Source organism: Pseudomonas sp. AFG_SD02_1510_Pfu_092 (genome assembly GCF_003331055.1).
Lineage (GTDB): Bacteria > Pseudomonadota > Gammaproteobacteria > Pseudomonadales > Pseudomonadaceae > Aquipseudomonas.
In genome coordinates this window covers 135,551-152,973 of sequence record NZ_PUQD01000001.1, presented here as the reverse complement: position 1 = coordinate 152,973, position 17,423 = coordinate 135,551, and the positions used below count along the sequence as shown (strand labels likewise).

Here is a 17,423-nt window from a genome sequence, read left to right as displayed (position 1 = left end):
GAAAACCCTAGACCAGCTTTCACAGGTGCTGAAACCGACGTTTCCCTTTATTATGTGTGCTCAGTTTTCAACCGAACGCACAGTGACTGCCTGACCTTATGGCCATCTTGAACATTCTCGAATTCCCGGACCCGCGCCTGCGCACCATCGCCAAGCCGGTGACGGTGTTCGACGACGCCCTGCGTCAGCTGATCGACGACATGTTTGAAACCATGTACGAAGCCCCTGGCATCGGCCTGGCCGCCACCCAGGTCAACGTGCACCTGCAAGTCGTGGTCATGGACCTCAGCGAAGACCGTAGCGAACCACGGGTGTTCATCAACCCGACGGTCGAAGAGCTGACCCACGACATGGGCCAATACCAGGAAGGCTGCCTGTCGGTACCGGGCTTCTACGAAAACGTCGACCGCCCGCTGCGTGTCCGGGTCAAGGCCCAGGACCGCGACGGCAAGCCGTACGAGCTGGAATGCGAAGGCCTGCTGGCAGTGTGCGTGCAGCACGAATTCGATCACCTCAACGGCAAGCTGTTCGTCGACTACCTGTCGCAGCTCAAGCGCGACCGGATCAAGAAGAAGCTGGAAAAGCAGCACCGCCAGCAAGCCTGACCCCCACCTTGCAGAAGGCTTGCTCCGGCAAGCCTTTTTTCTTTTTGAAGCGAGAACTCCATGCGCATCGTCTTTGCAGGCACTCCAGAGTTTGCCGCCGAACACCTCAAGGCCCTGCTCGACAGCCCCTACCAGGTCGTGGCCGTCTATACCCAGCCCGACCGCCCTGCCGGTCGCGGCCAGAAGCTCATGCCGAGCCCGGTCAAGCAGCTGGCCGTGGCCCATGACATCCCGGTGTTCCAGCCGCCGACCCTGCGCAATGCCGATGCGCAAGCCGAACTGGCGGCGCTGAAGCCGGACCTGATGGTGGTGGTCGCCTATGGCCTGATCCTGCCGCAGGCGGTACTGGATATTCCGCGCCTGGGTTGCATCAACAGCCACGCCTCCCTGCTGCCACGCTGGCGCGGTGCGGCACCGATCCAGCGCGCCGTGGAAGCCGGCGATGCCGCGAGCGGTGTGACCGTGATGCGCATGGAAGCAGGCCTGGACACCGGCCCGATGCTGCTCAAGGTGGTCACCCCGATCAGCGCCGACGACACCGGCGGCAGCCTGCACGACCGCTTGGCCAAGATGGGGCCGCCGGCAGTAGTGCAAGCCATCGCCGGCCTCGCCGACGGTTCGTTGCAGGGTGAAGTCCAGGACGATGCCCTGGCCACTTATGCACACAAGCTGAACAGGGACGAAGCGCGCATCGACTGGAGCCGACCGGCCGTCGAGCTGGAGCGCCTGATTCGTGCCTTCAACCCATGGCCGGTGTGCCACAGCACCCTGGATGGCGAGAGCGTGAAGGTGCTGGCCGCCAACTTGTCCACAGGCAAGGGCGCCCCCGGCGAGATCCTCTCCGCCAGCAAGGACGGCTTGGTAGTCGCCTGCGGTGACCAGGCGCTGAGCCTGACCCGCCTGCAACTGCCTGGCGGCAAGGCACTGAACTTCAGTGACCTGTTCAACAGCCGCCGCGAGAAGTTCGCCGCCGCCAAGGTGCTGGGCCAATGAACCCACGCCTCGCCGCCGCCCGTGCCCTTGCTGCTGTGCTCAGCGGCAAGGCCTCGCTGAACAGTTCACTGCCAGCCCAGCTGGACAAGGTCGAGGAGCGCGACCGTGGCCTGACCCAGGACCTGGCGTTCGGCACCGCACGCTGGCAGCCACGCCTCGACCTGCTGGCCGCACAGTTGCTGCAGAAGCCGTTCAAGGCCGCCGATGCCGATGTGCAGGCGCTGCTGCTGGTCGGCCTGTACCAGCTGTTCTACACCCGTATTCCGGCCCACGCCGCCATCGGCGAGACCGTCGGCTGTGCCGACAAACTGAAGAAGCCGTGGGCCAAAGGCTTGCTCAACGCCGTGCTGCGCCGCGCCCAGCGCGAAGGCGAGGCACTGCTGGCTGGCATGGAACGCGACCCGGTGGTCCGCACCGCCCACCCGCGCTGGCTGCAGAAAGCCCTGAAGGCCTTCTGGCCGGAACAGTGGGAAGCCATCTGTGCCGCCAACAATGCCCATCCGCCGATGATCCTGCGGGTCAACCGCCGTCACCACAGCCGCGACGCCTACCTGGCGCTGCTGGCCGAGGCGGGCGTCAGCGCCAGCGCCTGCCCGTTTAGCCGTGACGGCATCATTCTGGCCGAAGCCTGCGATGTACGCGGCCTGCCAGGCTTCGCCGAAGGTTGGGTCAGCGTGCAGGACGAAGCCGCGCAGCTGTCCGCCGACCTGCTGGAACTGGCCCCCGGCCAACGCGTGCTCGATGCCTGCTGCGCACCCGGCGGCAAGACCTGCCACCTGCTGGAAGCCGAAGCAGGTCTGGCCCACGTGGTGGCCATCGACCTCGAAGCCAAGCGCCTGACCCGGGTGCGCGAAAACCTCGACCGCCTGCAACTGGACGCCGAGCTGATCGCCTGCGACGCCCGCGAAACTGCCAGCTGGTGGGATGGCAAACCGTTCCAGCGTATCCTCCTCGATGCGCCGTGCTCGGCCACTGGCGTGATCCGCCGACACCCGGACATCAAGCTGACCCGCCAGGCCGACGACATCCCGGCCTTGGCCGCGCTGCAGGGCGAGCTGCTGGACGCCCTGTGGCCGACCCTGGAAGTGGGCGGCATGCTGCTGTACGCCACTTGCTCCAGCCTGCCAACCGAGAACACCGAAGTGATCGAAGCCTTCCTCGCCCGCACCCCGGGCGCCCGTGAGCTGGATCTGGCCACCGAAGCCGGCCTGCGCCAGCCCCACGGCCGCCAGCTGCTGGCTCAGGAGGGCGGCCACGACGGCTTCTACTATGCCAAGCTGATCAAGATTGCCGCCTCGCGCGGATAAGAACGAAGGTAGGGAGTAGCGGATGAAGATCATCATCCTCGGCGCAGGGCAGGTAGGCGGTACGCTGGCGGAACACCTGGCTAGCGAAGCCAACGACATCACCGTGGTCGACACCGATGGCGACCGCCTGCGCGACCTCGGCGACCGCCTGGACATCCGCACCGTGCAAGGCCGTGGCTCGCTGCCGACGGTGCTGCGCCAGGCCGGTGCCGACGACGCCGACATGCTGGTGGCGGTGACCAACAGCGACGAAACCAACATGGTCGCCTGCCAGGTGGCCTATTCGCTGTTCCACACCCCGACCAAGATCGCCCGGGTGCGCGAGGCGGCCTACCTGACCCGCGAAGAGCTGTTCGACAACGATCATATTCCGGTCGATGTGCTGATCAGCCCTGAGCAGGTAGTGACCAACTACATCAAGCGCCTGATCGAACACCCTGGCTCGCTGCAGGTGATCGACTTCGCCGACGGCAAGGCCCAGCTGGTGGCGGTGAAGGCGTACTACGGCGGCCCGCTGGTTGGCCAGCAACTGCGCCAGATCCGCGCGCACATGCCCAACGTCGACACCCGCGTGGCCGCCATCTTTCGCCGCGACCGGCCCATTACCCCACGCGGCGACACGGTGATCGAAGCCGACGACGAAGTGTTCTTCATTGCCGCGAAGAAGGACATCCGCGCCGTGATGGGCGAGTTGCGCCGCATCGACGAGACCAACAAGCGTGTGGTCATCGCCGGTGGCGGGCAGATTGGCGAACGCCTGGCCGAGGCCATCGAAAGCCGTTACCAGGTGAAGATCATCGAGATGAGCCCGGCCCGTTGCCGATACCTCTCCGACACCCTGGAAAGCACCGTGGTATTGCAGGGCAGCGCCTCCGACAAGGACCTGATGCTCGAAGAGAACATCGCCGACGCCGACATTTTCCTGGCCCTGACCAACGACGACGAGGCCAACATCATGTCGTCGCTGCTGGCCAAGCGCCTGGGGGCGCGCAAGGTGATGACCATCATCAACAACCCGGCCTATGTCGACCTGGTGCAGGGCGGTGAAATTGATATCGCCATCAGCCCGCAGCTGGCTACCATCGGCACCCTGCTGGCGCACGTACGCCGTGGCGACATCGTCAGCGTGCATTCACTGCGCCGCGGCGCGGCCGAGGCCATCGAGGCGGTGGCGCACGGCGACGCGAAGTCGAGCAAGGTGGTGGGCAAGGCCATCGAAGACATTGCCTTGCCGCCGGGCACCACCATCGGCGCGATCATTCGTGACGAAGAGGTGATGATTGCCCACGACGACACCATGATCGCGTCGGGCGACCACGTGATCCTGTTCGTTGTGGATAAAAAGCATATTCGCGATGTGGAGAAGCTGTTCCACGTCGGCTTGAGTTTCTTCTAGGAGAACAGGGTATGCGCGAATCGTTGGAGAAGATGCTGGCCAAGGGTGTGGATAACCCGTTGCTGAGGTTCGGGCTGGGCAAGGCTTGGCTGGATGAGGGCAATGGCGCTGAAGCCGCGCTGCACCTGGCGCGCTGCGTGGAGCAGGACCCGAAGTATTCGGCGGCATGGAAGCTGCTGGGCAAGGCGTATCAGTTGCAGGGTGACCTGGCGGCGGCGCGCAAAGCCTGGGAGGACGGGATCGTCGCGGCACAGGCGCATGGGGACAAGCAGGCCGAGAAAGAGATGGCCGTGTTCCTGAAGAAGCTCAACAAGACATTAGGTTAACGCGGTCCCTGTGGGAGCGGGTTCACCCGCGAATGCGATGTTGAATTCACCGACGCATTCGCGGGTAAACCCGCTCCCACAGGGGGATAGTGAAAATCTCAGTACCAGCGCGCTTCGCCAGCGGGGCGCTTCTTGAAGCGCTTCATGCTCCACATGTACTGGCTCGGGTACTCGCGCACATAGCGCTCGACCACCTTGCTCATCGCCGCCGCCGACACGGCCACATCGGTGCTGTACATTTCTTCCGGCGCGGCCTCGAGGAACACCTTGAAGCCCGAGCCATCCGGCAACCGCAGGGCATGGAGGAACACCCCGACCGCCTTGCCCCCCGCCAGCATGTTCGGCACGAACTTGCTGGTCAGCGCCTGGGTGCCAAGGAACGGCACGAACACGCCTGCCGACTCCGCCGGCTCCGGGTCGGCAGGGATACCCACCTGGCCACCACGGCGCACTTCCTTGATCACGCTGAGAATGCCTTCCTTGGTCGAAGGCGCCACGCGGTTACCCATCTGCACCCGCTGCTCGCGCAGCAAGTCATCCACAGCCTTGAGCTTCGGCGGGCGGTAGAAAATGATCGGTTTGCACTGGTTGCAGTAAAAGTGGTTCAGCACTTCCCAGTTGCCCAGGTGGCTGGTAATGCCGACCACGCCCTTGCCCGAGGCCAGGGCCTGTTCCAGCACTTCCAGCCCATGCACTTCCTTGACCAGCTCCAGCGAGCGCTGCGGCGGCCAGATCCAGGCACAGGCGCTTTCGACGAACGACTTGCCGATATCCCGCAAGGCCTGTCCCACCAGCTGCTCGCGGGCAACCGGGTCCATCTCGGGGAAGCACTTGGCCAGGTTGATCCGGACCACATCGCGCGAACCGTTGGGGATCTTCCACATCAGCCAGCCGATACCGGCGCCGACGCGCTGCACAGCGCCCCAGGGCAGCTTGGCAAACAGACGCAGCACCCCGACCATCAGGGCGCCCTTGAACTTTTCCACAGGCGAATTCCTTATTTCAGCAAGGCGCGCATTGTAACCCCTTCAGCGCGCCAAGGCGGCGTAGCGATCGCAGTCGGTGGTGTGGTCCATGACCATGCCGGTGGCCTGCATGAAGGCGTAGCAAATGGTCGGGCCGACGAAGGTGAAGCCGGCCTTTTGCAGGGCCTTGCTCATGGCCCTGGCTTCATCGGTAACCGCCGGCACCTCGCTGCGAGCGCTGAAGTGGTTGATCTTCGGCGCGCCACCGACGAACGACCAGAGCCAGTCGGCCGGGTTATCCACAGCCAGCCAGGCTTGCGCATTGCGCCGTGCAGCCTTGAGCTTGAGGCGGTTGCGGATGATGCCGGCATCCTGCATCAGCTCCTCGATGCGTTCGTCGCTGATGACCGCCAGTTGCTGCGGATCGAAGCCGTGCATCACCTGGCGATAACGCTCGCGTTTGCGCAAAACGGTGATCCACGAAAGCCCCGCCTGGAACCCTTCGAGCAAAAGCATCTCGAACAGCAACGCCGGGTCACGCTGCGGCGTTCCCCATTCCTGGTCGTGGTAGGCCTGGTACAACGGATCGTCGGTACACCAAAAGCAGCGTGGCATAAGGCTCCAATGAGTAGAGGGCGAGGCGAATCAGGTTATACTCCCGCTCTTTACATCCGCATCCCCAGATACAGGTGAATTTCGTGAGCCAGCCTACGCCAGCCGTGCGTACCTTCCAAGACCTGATCCTCGCCCTGCAAAACTACTGGGCAGCTCAAGGTTGTGTGGTGCTTCAGCCCTACGATATGGAAGTAGGCGCCGGCACTTTCCACACCGCTACGTTCCTGCGCGCAGTGGGCCCAGAAACCTGGAACGCCGCCTATGTGCAGCCTAGCCGTCGCCCTGCCGACGGGCGGTATGGCGAAAACCCCAACCGCCTGCAGCACTACTACCAGTTCCAGGTCGTGCTCAAGCCAAACCCGGCCAACTTCCAGGAGCTGTACCTCGGCTCGCTGAAAGCCATCGGCCTGGACCCGCTGGTCCACGACATTCGCTTCGTCGAAGACAACTGGGAATCGCCAACCCTCGGCGCCTGGGGCCTGGGCTGGGAAATCTGGCTGAACGGCATGGAAGTCACCCAGTTCACCTACTTCCAGCAGGTAGGCGGCATCGAGTGCTACCCGGTCACCGGTGAAATCACCTATGGCCTGGAGCGCCTGGCCATGTACATCCAGGGCGTCGACTCGGTGTACGACCTGGTTTGGGCCGACGGCCCGTTCGGCAAGGTCACCTACGGTGACGTGTTCCACCAGAACGAGGTGGAGCAGTCGACCTACAACTTCGAACACGCCAACGTCGACAAGCTGTTCGAACTGTTCGATTTCTACGAAAGCGAAGCCAACCGCCTGATCAAGCTGGAGCTGCCGCTGCCGACCTATGAAATGGTCCTGAAGGCCTCGCACACCTTCAACCTGCTGGACGCCCGCCGCGCCATCTCGGTAACCGAGCGCCAGCGCTACATCCTGCGCGTACGTACCCTGGCCCGGGACGTGGCGCAAAGCTATCTGCAAGCCCGCGCACGCCTGGGCTTCCCGATGGCCACCCCTGAACTGCGTGACGAAGTGTTGGCGAAGCTGGAGGCTGCACAATGAGTGCTCAAGATTTCCTGGTAGAACTGGGCACCGAAGAGCTGCCACCCAAGGCCCTGGCAAGCCTCGGCGACGCTTTCCTGGCCGGTATCGAGAAAGGCCTGCAGGCCGCTGGCCTGAACTACACCGGCAAGCAGGTGTACGCTGCGCCGCGTCGCCTGGCCGTGCTGATCCGCCAGCTGGATGTGCAGCAGCCTGACCGCAGCATCAACATCGATGGCCCGCCCATGCAGGCGGCCTTCAAAGACGGCGAGCCGACCCAGGCTGCCCTGGGCTTTGCCAAGAAGTGCGGCGTAGAGCTGGCCGAAATCGACCAGAGCGGCGCCAAGCTGCGCTTCTCCCAGCACATCCCGGGCAAGGCCACTGCCGGCCTGCTGCCGACCATCGTCGAGGACTCGCTCAACGACCTGCCGATTCCCAAACGCATGCGCTGGGCGGCCAGCCGTGAAGAGTTCGTGCGCCCGACCCAATGGCTGGTGATGCTGCTGGGCGACCAGGTGGTCGATTGCACCATCCTGTCGCAGAAAGCTGGCCGTGAATCCCGCGGCCACCGCTTCCACCACCCGGAAAACGTGCTCATCAGCACCCCGGCCAACTACGTCGAAGACCTGCGCAAAGCCTACGTGCTGGCCGACTTCGCCGAGCGCCGCGAGCTAATCAGCAAGCGTACCGCCGAACTGGCCATGCAGCAGGAAGGCACTGCCATCGTGCCGCCGGCGCTGCTGGACGAGGTGACCGCCCTGGTCGAATGGCCGGTGCCGCTGGTGTGCTCGTTCGAGGAACGTTTCCTTGAAGTGCCGCAGGAAGCCCTGATCACCACCATGCAGGACAACCAGAAGTACTTCTGCCTGCTGGACAGCGAAGGCAAACTGCTGCCGCGCTTCATCACCGTGGCCAACGTCGAAAGCCGCGACCCGAAGCAGATCGTGCAAGGCAACGAGAAGGTCGTGCGCCCACGCCTGACCGACGCCGAGTTCTTCTTCAAGCAGGACAAGAAGCAGCCGCTGGAAACCTTCAACGAGCGCCTCAGGAACGTGGTCTTCCAGGCTCAGCTGGGCACCGTGTACGACAAGGCCGAGCGCGTATCCAGGCTGGCCGCCTTCATCGCCCCGCTGATTGGCGGCGACGCCCAGCGCGCCGGCCGTGCCGGCCTGCTGTCGAAGTGCGACCTGGCCACCGAAATGGTTGGCGAATTCCCTGAGATGCAGGGTGTTGCCGGTTACTACTACGCGCTCAACGACGGCGAGCCGGAAGACGTTGCCCTGGCCCTGAACGAGCAGTACATGCCGCGCGGTGCTGGCGCCGAGCTGCCACAGACCCTCACCGGTGCTGCAGTGGCCATCGCCGACAAGCTCGACACTCTGGTCGGCATCTTTGGCATCGGCATGCTGCCCACCGGCAGCAAGGACCCGTACGCCCTGCGCCGCGCCGCCCTGGGCGTGCTGCGCATCCTGATCGAGAAGCAGCTGGACCTGGACCTGACCGGCGCGGTCGAGTTCGCGGTCAAGCAGTTCGGCACCAAGGTCAAGGCCGCCGGCCTGGCCGAACAGGTGCTGGAGTTCATCTTCGACCGCCTGCGTGCGCGTTACGAAGACGAAGGCGTCGATGTGGCCGTTTACCTGTCGGTACGTGCCCTGCAGCCGGGTTCCGCCCTGGACTTCGACCAGCGCGTGCAGGCCGTGCAGGCGTTCCGCAAGTTGCCGGAAGCCGAGGCGCTGGCCGCGGTGAACAAGCGTGTGTCGAACCTGCTGAGCAAGGCCGAAGGTGCAATCGCCGACCATGTCGAGCCGAAGTACTTCGACAACGCCAACGAGTTCTCCCTGTACTCGGCCATCCAGCAGGCCGACCAGGCCGTGCAACCGATGGCAGCTGCACGCCAGTACAGCGAATCGCTGGCGCGCCTGGCGGCCCTGCGTGACCCGGTCGACGCCTTCTTCGAGGCGGTAATGGTCAACGCCGAGGACGCCAAGGTACGTGCCAACCGTTATGCCCTGCTCAGCCGCCTGCGTGGCCTGTTCCTGGGCGTGGCTGACATTTCGCTGCTGGGGTAAACCTTGAAACTGCTGATTCTCGACCGTGACGGGGTGATCAACTACGACTCCGACGCCTACATCAAGACGCTGGAAGAGTGGGTTCCGATCCCTGGCTCGGTTGCAGCGATCGCGCAGTTGAGCAAGGCGGGCTGGACGGTGGCGGTAGCCACCAACCAGTCCGGTATTGCCCGTGGCTATTACCCGTTGGCAACCCTGGATGCCATGCACGCGCGCTTGCGCGCGCTGGTGGCCGAACAGGGCGGCGAGGTGGGCCACATCGTGTATTGCCCGCACGGGCCGGACGAAGGCTGCGATTGCCGCAAGCCCAAGCCCGGCATGCTGCGGGCGATCGCCGAGCATTACCAGATAAGCCTTGAAGGCGTCTGGTTCGTCGGCGACAGCAGAGGTGACCTGGAGGCCGCGTTGGCCGTCGGTGCACAACCGGTACTGGTGAAAACCGGCAAGGGCGAGCGGACCCTGGAAAAAGGCGTCCCGGAAACTACACTGATTTTCGACGATCTGGCTGCTATCGCCAGAGAACTAATTTAAACAATGCGCCTTCGGGCGCATTTTTCTCAGGCGGGCATGCCCCGCAATGGTACAAGCCACTATGTCGATCCTGCAGGCGATCAGAATCTTTCTTTTTTACCTGCTGCTGGGCACCAGTTCGCTGCTGTGGTGCTCGCTGAGCTTCTTTGTCGCGCCATTCCTGTCGTTCCCCAAGCGCTACAAGTTCATCAACGTGTACTGGTGCCGCTGCGCGCTGTTCCTGGTGCGCACCGTTCTGGGTATCGACTACAAGATCACGGGCGCCGAAAACGTGCCTGCCGAGCCTTGCGTGATCCTGGCCAACCACCAAAGCACCTGGGAAACCTTTTTCCTTTCCCAGTACTTCTCGCCGCTGAGCCAGGTGCTCAAGCGTGAGCTGCTGTACGTGCCGTTCTTCGGTTGGGCCATGGCCATGCTGCGGCCGATCGCGATCAACCGCGACAACCCCAAGGAAGCCCTGCGCCAGGTGGCCAGCAAGGGTGACGAGCTGCTCAAGCAGAAGACCTGGGTGCTGATCTTCCCTGAAGGTACCCGTGTGCCGTTCGGCACCATCGGTAAATTCTCCCGTGGCGGCACCGCACTGGCGGTGAATGCCGGGCTGCCGGTACTGCCGATCGCGCACAACGCCGGCAAGTTCTGGCCGAAGACGGGCTGGGGCAAGCGCGCTGGCACCATCGAGGTAGTGATTGGCGAGCCGATGTACGCCAACGGTACCGGGCCACGGGCCATCGCCGAACTCAACGACCGCGCCGCGGCGTGGAACGAAGCCACCCAGCGGGCCATGGGTTCGCTGCCACCGGTAGAGGAAAAACCACAGGGGCAGCTGGCCTGACCATCTGTGGATAACTTGTGTGCAATTTCTGGATGAAATGCGCTGAATCCACTCTAAGTATTTGAATTAGCTGTTTATTTCTGTGTATGACATTTTTCTGAAAGTCGTGCATAAGTTTTTCGGGGCATAAGAAAACCGGCTTTTACAGCCGGTTTTTTTATGGGTCGACCTGTGTGCATCAGTGGTCGTGTCAGACCTTGTCGATATCCACATCCTTGGTTTCTTTAAGGCAGAAAATCCCCACCACCAGGCTGACCCCGGTCACCAGCACCGGGTACCAAAGCCCGTAGAAAATATCCCCGGTATACACCACCAGCGCGAACGATACCGTCGGCAGGAAGCCACCAAACCAGCCGTTACCAATGTGATAGGGCAGCGACATCGAGGTGTAGCGGATGCGGGTCGGGAACAGCTCGACCATCACCGCCGCAAGTGGGCCGTAAGTCATCGTCGCGATCAGGATCATGGCCACGATCAGCACCACCACCATCACCTGGTTGACCTGTGCCGGGTCGGCCTTGGCCGGGTAGCCGGCCTGTTCCACCGCGGCACGCATGGCCGCTTCGTCGAAGCCGTTGATGGTTTTGTCGCCAATGTTCACCACTACATCGCTGCCGGCGACATCCACCGAGCTGTACGGCAAGCCTTGCTTGACCAGGAAAGTCTTGACCTTGTCACACGGGCTGTCGAAACGCGCCTTGCCCACCGGGTCGAACTGGAAGGTGCAGCCTTGCGGGTCGGCGGTGACCACGATCGGCGCCTGGCGGCTGGCCGCGTCGATCTGGGGGTTGGCGTAATGGCTCAGGGCCTTGAACAGCGGGAAGTACAGCACGGTGGCCAATAACAGGCCGAGCATCAGAATCGGCTTGCGGCCGATACGGTCCGACAACCAGCCGAAGAACACGAAGAACGGCGCACCGATGACCACGCTGATGATCAGCAGGGTGTTGGCCTGGGCCGCATCCATCTTCAGCATCTGGGTCATGAAGAACAGCACGTAGAACTGCGCCGTGTAAAAGGTTACGGCCTGCCCGGCGTTGATGCTGAACAGGGCGGTGAGCACCACCTTCAGGTTCGGCCAGGAGGTGAACGACTCACGGATCGGGGATTTGCTGACCTTGCCCTGGGCCTTCATTTTCACGAAGGCCGGCGACTCGTGCATGCTCATGCGGATCCACGTGGAAATCGCCAGCAGCACGATCGACAGCAGGAACGGCAGGCGCCAGCCCCAGGTCTCGAACTGGTCGCCACTGACATAGCGGCTGCCCAGCACCACCAGCAGCGACAGCAGCAAGCCCAAGGTCGCGGTGGACTGGATGAAACCGGTGTGGAAGCCGCGTTTGCCGGGCGGTGCGTGCTCGGCCACATACGTAGCCGCGCCGCCATATTCACCTCCCAGCGCCAGCCCCTGCAGCATGCGCAGGATCACCAGAATGATCGGTGCCGCGATGCCAATGCTGGCGTAGGTGGGCAACAAGCCGACGGCAAAGGTCGACAGGCCCATCAGTACGATGGTGACCAGGAACGTGTACTTGCGCCCGATCATGTCGCCCAGGCGGCCGAACACCAGCGCGCCGAACGGCCGCACCAGGAAGCCGGCGGCAAACGCCATGAGGGCGAAGATGAAGGCGGTGGTGTCGTTCACACCAGCGAAGAACTGCTTGCTGATGACCGCTGCCAACGCGCCATAGAGAAAAAAGTCATACCACTCGAAAACCGTCCCGAGGGATGACGCGAAAATGATCTTGCGTTCTTCACGGCGGCTAGGGCTGCTGGCCGCCGCAGCCTGCTCTTGGATGTAATCCGACATCGTTGCTGTCCTCGGCCCGCAGGCCACAGTGATTATTGTTGTTGTTCCACTGTCGGCAGCTTCTGACCGCTAGCTGCCGCTACTGCACGCACCCGGGTCAGGGGGTCGGTAACGCGTCTTCGTTCAGGTAGGTCTGGGTAGCCGCTCCTTTGAGGATCAGTTGCGCCGCCTTCTCGGCGATCATCAGGGTGGGTGAACAGGTATTGCCGGAGGTGATCTGCGGCATGATCGAGGCATCCGCCACGCGAAGGCCGGGTATGCCATGCACCCTCAGCTGGTTATCCACAACGTCCAGGCTGCCATTGCCCATACGGCAGGTGCCGACCGGGTGGAAGATGGTGGTGCCGATCCTGCCGGCGGCTGCGCACAACTCTTCCTCGGTTTGCAGGGCCGGGCCCGGCAGGTATTCCTTTGGCTCGAACGCGGCGAGGGCAGGGGCCTGGACGATGCGCCGGGTTAGGCGAATGGCATCGGCGGCGACGCGCAGGTCCTGGGGGTCGCTGAGGTAGTTGGGGTCGATCAAGGGCGCGCTGTGCATGTCGCTGCTGCGAATATCGATACGCCCACGGCTGGCCGGGCGCAGGTTGCACACCGAGGCGGTAAAGGCCGGGAACTGATGCAGTGGCTCGCCGAAGCGTTCCAGTGACAACGGCTGCACGTGGTACTGCAGGTTGGCGCTGGCCTGATCCGGGCTTGAACGCACGAACGCGCCCAGCTGGCTAGGCGCCATGGCCAGCGGGCCGCTGCGGTCATAGAGGTAACGCAGGCCCATGCCCATCTTGCCCCACAGGCTGTTGGCCATCTGGTTCAGGGTGCGGGTGTTGCGGATTTGGTAGATCAGGCGCAGTTGCAGGTGGTCCTGCAGGTTGCCGCCAACGCCGGGCATGTCGTGACGCACGCCAATTCCCAGGCTTTGCAGCAGCTGGCGCGGGCCAATGCCGGAGCGCTGCAAGATACCAGGCGAACCCACTGCACCCGCACACAGAATGATTTCGCGGCGCGCTGCAAACTCGTGCCAGGCACCTTGCCAGAACGCCTTCACCGCTCGGGCACGGGTGTTATTGAGCAGCACCTGGTCAACCTGCACGCCGGTCAACACGGTGAGGTTGGGGCGGCCCTTGATAGGGCGCAGGAAGGCTTTGGAGGCGTTCCAGCGCACTCCGCTGCGCTGGTTGACCTGAAAGTATCCACAGCCCAGATTGTCGCCGGTGTTGAAGTCGTCGACCTTGCCGATGCCGCTCTGCTCGGCGGCATCGCGAAAGGCATCGAGGATGGGCCAACTGTAGCGCTGGCGCTCGACCCGCCATTCGCCTTCACCCCCGTGGTGCTCGCTGGCGCCGGCAAAGTGGCTTTCACTGGCTTTGAACAGCGGCAGCACGTCCTTCCAGGCCCAACCGTGGTTGCCTTGCTCGGCCCAATGGTCATAGTCGGCGGCCTGGCCGCGCATGTAGATCATGCCGTTGATCGAGGAACAGCCACCCAGCACCTTGCCACGTGGATAACCCAGCGCGCGCCCGCCCAGACCAGGCTGCGCCTCGGTCTTGAAGCACCAGTCGGTACGCGGGTTGCCGATGCAGTAGAGGTAACCGACGGGGATGTGAATCCAGGGGTAGTTGTCGCGGCCGCCTGCTTCCAGCAGCAGCACGCGGCTGGCAGGGTCGGCGGACAAACGATTGGCCAGCAGGCAACCGGCGGGACCGGCCCCTACGACCACGTAATCAAAGACAGAATCGGCTGATGGCATGTGCAACCTCGGGCCTGATTTTTATTCTTGTCCCGAACCATCTTAGTGAGTAATTTCGTGGGCGAAACACGAAATTTCGCGCAGCCGTTGTGCGTTTTAGCACAGCGGTAAGTCTGTACCGGCCTCTTCGCGGGTGAACCCGCTCCCACAGGTTCGGCGCTGCTTCTGAAGCCTGCGCGATCCCTGTGGGAGCGGGTTTACCCGCGAAGAGGCCGGACGAACAGCCACAAGGATCAGCATGTTCGACTGGAACGATCTGCGGTTTTTCCTCGAGTTGCAGCGCAGCGGACGCCTGCTTACCGCCGCCAAGCGCCTCAACACCACCCACAGCACCGTGGCCCGGCACATCGAGAGCATTGAGCAAAGCCTGGGCACCGCGCTGTTCGTGCAGCATGCCCAGGGCTACGAGCTGACGCCCTCGGGCCAGGCCTTGCTCAAGCACGCCGAAGCCATGGAGAACGTCGCCCTGCTGGCGCAGGAAGAAATCACCCAGGCCATCACCCCGCTGGGCAAGATTCGCCTGGGGGTGACCGAAGGCATCGGCATCATGTTCTTCACCCCGCGCATGAATGCGCTGTTCGAGCGCTACCCCGGGCTGGAAGTGGAACTGGTAGCAGTGCCGCGCTTCGTCAGCATTCTCAACCGCGAGGCAGAGATCAGCATCCACCTGGAACGGCCCAACGCCGACCTGTTGATTACCCGCAAGCTGACCGACTATCGCTTGGCGCTGTACGCCAGCCAGGCCTACCTGGACCGCGCGCCGCCGCTGCGTAATCGCGAGGACCTGGCCCGGCACAGCTGGATTGGCTACGTAGACGACTTGCTGTTCAGCCAGGAGCTGCTGTTCCTCAACAGCTTCTGCCGGGCGCCGAACGTGGTGTTCCGCAGTACCAGCGTGATCGCCCAGCAAGCCGCCGCCCGCGCCGGGTTGGGCATCGCCGTACTGCCCAACTACATGGCCCGTCACGACCCGGCGCTGGTACGTGTGCTGCCTGGCGAAACCATCCAGCGCAGTTACTGGATCTGCACCCGCCGCGAACTGCACAAGTCGGTGCGCCTGCGGGTGGTGTGGGACTACCTGCTGGCGCTGTGCGCAGCGGAACAGGACGAGCTGCTAGCCCAGTAACGCCTTGCCAGCCAGCAGCAGGGCAGCAGCCCAACCGGCCACGGCGAACATCTGTTGCAAACGCGGCCCGGCCAGCCTGGCTGCCAACGGCCGCACCAGCAGTAGGCCGAGCACCGCGCCGACGGCGAACGGCGCGCCGACCTGCCAGTGCATGATGCCCGCCAGGCTGGCGCTGACCACGCTGCCGGTAGACACCAGGGCGATCACCGCCAGCGAAGTGGAGACGATGCTGGCCATGCGCAGGTTGGTATAGCGGTTCAGCGCCGGGATGATGACGAAGCCACCACCCACGCCGAGCAAGCCGGACAACAGCCCGGACACCACCCCGGTGAACGCCAGGGCACGTGCGCAGGGCAGGGTCCAGCGCAAGCGGCCCTGCAACGGGTTCAGCACACAGGGTTCGATGTAACGATGAGCGTCATTGGCTTCGCCGCGCAGCTCCTTGGCTGCCTTGCGCCAGATGCGCAGGCAGGCGTACACCAGCACCCCGGCGAACACCAGCTGCAACGGCGCGTTCGGCAAGCGGTGCGCCAGCATCAGCCCGAACGGCGCGGCTGCCACACCGATCAGTGCGATGAACAGCGCGGCCCGGTAGCGCACCAGGCCCTGACGCAAACCGAGCACCGCACCCACCGCCGCTGCCATGCCTACGGCCAGCAAGCCGACCGGTGCCGCCTCGACCATTGACAGCCCCAGGCCGAACACCAGCAAAGGCACGGCGAGGATGCCACCGCCTGCGCCAGTCAGCGCCAGCACGGCACCGATGATCGCACCCAGGCCCGCACCCGATAATTGATGTTCAATCACTGCCCGACCTCGGCTACCAGCTGCGGGCCAGCCAGCCACTCGCGGCCCTTGAGCATGCCCTGCCAGTACAAGGGTGGCAGCGCCTGCGCCTTGAGCAACCAGGCCAGGCGTGTCGGTTTGCGGCCATCCAGCAGCCAGTTGGGGAAGCTCGGTGCCAGCTTGCCGCCATAGGTGAACTCGGCCAACACGATCTTGCCACGCTCGACGGTGAGCGGGCACGAACCGTAGCCGTCGTAGCGGGCCAGGGTCGGCAACCTGCCCAGCGCCACCAACACATTGTTGGCCACCACCGGTGCCTGCTTACGGGCGGCCGCGGCGGTCTTGGCATTGCTGGTGTTGGTCACATCACCCAGGGCATGGACATTACTGAACTGTCGATGACGCAGGGTGTGCGGGTCGACATCAACCCAGCCAGCGTTGTCAGCCAACGGGCTTTCACGGATGAAATCCGGTGCTACCTGCGGCGGCACCACATGCAGCATGTCGAACGCCTCGATGCGCGTTTCACTGCTGCCATCGGCCAGGGTACGTACGAAGGTGGCGCGCTTGTTCGGGCCATCCACGGCTACCAGGCGGTGCGAGAAATGCAAGTCCACGGCATATTTGTCGATGTACTTCATCAGCGCGGGCACATAGTCCGCCACACCGAACAACACCGCGCCGGCGTTGAAGAAACTGGCCTTCACCGCCCCCAGCTGACCGTGCCGCAGCCAATGGTCGCAGGACAGGTACAGTGCTTTCTGCGGCGCTCCCGCGCACTTGATCGGCATGGGCGGCTGGCTGAACACGGCACGGCCTTGCTTGAGCTTTTGCACCAGCTCCCAGGTATAAGGCGCCAGGTCGTAGCGGTAATTGGACGTTACGCCGTTGCGGCCGAGGGTCTCGCTGAGGCCCTCGATGGCCGCCCAATCCAGCTTGAGACCCGGGCAAACCACCAGCTGTTCATAGCGGACACTGCCGCCGCCTTCGAGCAGCACTTGCTGGCCGAGCGGGTCGAACCCCTGCACCCGTGCCTTGACCCAGCGCACACCGCGCGGAATGGTCGAAGCCATGGTGCGGGCAGTGCTCGGCGCCTTGAACACCCCGGCGCCGACCATGGTCCAGCCGGGCTGGTAGTAATGCACCTCGGCTGGGTCGATGAGCGTCACCTGCAGCGACGGGTCACGCCGGATCAGGCTTGAGGCAGTGGCGATACCGGCAGCACCGGCACCGACGATGACCACCTGGTGGTGGTCGCTATTGGCAGGGGACAACAAGGCAGGCATGGCGGTGAATCCTGGATTTCTG

16 protein-coding genes are annotated in these 17,423 nt (G+C 63.7%); 10 read left to right on the top strand and 6 right to left on the bottom strand.

Going from position 1 to position 17,423, the window contains the following annotated elements; translation table 11 throughout:
- The first annotated feature begins 98 nt into the window (after positions 1 to 98).
- Genes def through C6A77_RS00720 form a run of 5 tightly spaced genes read left to right on the top strand, consistent with a single transcriptional unit; the run spans position 99 to position 4,627 of the window.
- Complete coding sequence (gene def, locus C6A77_RS00740; RefSeq protein ID WP_016712797.1) at positions 99 to 605, top strand: peptide deformylase; 507 nt, start codon at positions 99 to 101, stop codon at positions 603 to 605.
- 60 nt (positions 606 to 665) lie between these two features.
- A complete protein-coding gene (fmt, locus tag C6A77_RS00735; RefSeq protein ID WP_114167597.1) occupies positions 666 to 1,598 on the top strand; it encodes a methionyl-tRNA formyltransferase in 933 nt (310 codons plus the stop codon).
- Positions 1,595 to 2,905: a 16S rRNA (cytosine(967)-C(5))-methyltransferase RsmB gene (gene rsmB, locus C6A77_RS00730; protein WP_114167596.1), complete on the top strand. Its 1,311-nt coding sequence runs from the start codon at positions 1,595 to 1,597 to the stop codon at positions 2,903 to 2,905. Before fmt ends, rsmB begins: the two co-directional genes overlap by 4 nt.
- 22 nt (positions 2,906 to 2,927) lie before the next feature.
- Positions 2,928 to 4,301: a Trk system potassium transporter TrkA gene (gene trkA / locus C6A77_RS00725; protein WP_114167595.1), complete on the top strand. Its 1,374-nt coding sequence runs from the start codon at positions 2,928 to 2,930 to the stop codon at positions 4,299 to 4,301.
- 11 nt (positions 4,302 to 4,312) lie between these two features.
- A complete protein-coding gene (locus C6A77_RS00720; RefSeq protein WP_114167594.1) occupies positions 4,313 to 4,627 on the top strand; it encodes a tetratricopeptide repeat protein in 315 nt (104 codons plus the stop codon).
- A gap of 98 nt (positions 4,628 to 4,725) precedes the next feature.
- On the opposite strand, the gene C6A77_RS00715 is transcribed toward C6A77_RS00720, so the two are convergent.
- A complete protein-coding gene (locus C6A77_RS00715) occupies positions 4,726 to 5,613 on the bottom strand; it encodes a lysophospholipid acyltransferase (RefSeq protein WP_114167593.1) in 888 nt (295 codons plus the stop codon).
- A 42-nt stretch (positions 5,614 to 5,655) separates the two neighbouring features.
- Entirely contained in the window at positions 5,656 to 6,207 is a 552-nt protein-coding gene (locus C6A77_RS00710; protein ID WP_114167592.1) for a DNA-3-methyladenine glycosylase I, read from the bottom strand.
- Between the two features lie 83 nt (positions 6,208 to 6,290).
- Between C6A77_RS00710 and glyQ the strand changes: the two genes are divergently transcribed.
- The 4 genes from glyQ to C6A77_RS00690 are packed head-to-tail and all read left to right on the top strand — an operon-like array spanning position 6,291 to position 10,649.
- Positions 6,291 to 7,238 carry a glycine--tRNA ligase subunit alpha gene (gene glyQ / locus C6A77_RS00705; RefSeq protein WP_003253126.1) on the top strand — a complete coding sequence of 316 codons (948 nt, stop codon included), beginning with the start codon at positions 6,291 to 6,293 and terminating at the stop codon, positions 7,236 to 7,238.
- Positions 7,235 to 9,286 (top strand): glycine--tRNA ligase subunit beta, encoded by a 2,052-nt coding sequence (glyS, locus tag C6A77_RS00700; RefSeq protein WP_114167591.1) that lies wholly within the window; start codon positions 7,235 to 7,237, stop codon positions 9,284 to 9,286. Before glyQ ends, glyS begins: the two co-directional genes overlap by 4 nt.
- A 3-nt stretch (positions 9,287 to 9,289) precedes the next feature.
- Complete coding sequence (gmhB, locus tag C6A77_RS00695; protein ID WP_114167590.1) at positions 9,290 to 9,817, top strand: D-glycero-beta-D-manno-heptose 1,7-bisphosphate 7-phosphatase; 528 nt, start codon at positions 9,290 to 9,292, stop codon at positions 9,815 to 9,817.
- 46 nt (positions 9,818 to 9,863) lie between these two features.
- Positions 9,864 to 10,649, top strand: coding sequence for a lysophospholipid acyltransferase family protein (locus C6A77_RS00690; protein WP_114167589.1), 786 nt, complete (start codon positions 9,864 to 9,866; stop codon positions 10,647 to 10,649).
- Between the two features lie 190 nt (positions 10,650 to 10,839).
- On the opposite strand, the gene C6A77_RS00685 is transcribed toward C6A77_RS00690, so the two are convergent.
- Both C6A77_RS00685 and C6A77_RS00680 read right to left on the bottom strand, forming a co-directional pair.
- Positions 10,840 to 12,459 (bottom strand): MFS transporter, encoded by a 1,620-nt coding sequence (locus tag C6A77_RS00685; protein ID WP_114167588.1) that lies wholly within the window; start codon positions 12,457 to 12,459, stop codon positions 10,840 to 10,842.
- Positions 12,460 to 12,556: 97 nt separating this feature from the next.
- On the bottom strand, positions 12,557 to 14,203 hold the full coding sequence (locus C6A77_RS00680; protein WP_114167587.1) for a GMC family oxidoreductase N-terminal domain-containing protein: 1,647 nt from the start codon (positions 14,201 to 14,203) through the stop codon (positions 12,557 to 12,559).
- A gap of 238 nt (positions 14,204 to 14,441) precedes the next feature.
- Between C6A77_RS00680 and C6A77_RS00670 the strand changes: the two genes are divergently transcribed.
- Entirely contained in the window at positions 14,442 to 15,329 is an 888-nt protein-coding gene (locus C6A77_RS00670) for a LysR family transcriptional regulator (RefSeq protein ID WP_114167586.1), read from the top strand.
- Here C6A77_RS00670 and C6A77_RS00665 read toward each other — a convergent pair.
- Together C6A77_RS00665 and C6A77_RS00660 are read right to left on the bottom strand one after the other, a co-directional pair.
- Positions 15,318 to 16,136 carry a sulfite exporter TauE/SafE family protein gene (locus C6A77_RS00665; protein ID WP_114167585.1) on the bottom strand — a complete coding sequence of 273 codons (819 nt, stop codon included), beginning with the start codon at positions 16,134 to 16,136 and terminating at the stop codon, positions 15,318 to 15,320. The two genes, C6A77_RS00670 and C6A77_RS00665, sit on opposite strands and share 12 nt — an antisense overlap.
- The gene (locus tag C6A77_RS00660; protein ID WP_114167584.1) at positions 16,133 to 17,401 is read right to left on the bottom strand and encodes an FAD/NAD(P)-binding oxidoreductase; all 1,269 of its coding nucleotides are present in this window, start codon (positions 17,399 to 17,401) and stop codon (positions 16,133 to 16,135) included. Before C6A77_RS00660 ends, C6A77_RS00665 begins: the two co-directional genes overlap by 4 nt.
- Between the last annotated feature and the right edge of the window lie 22 nt (positions 17,402 to 17,423).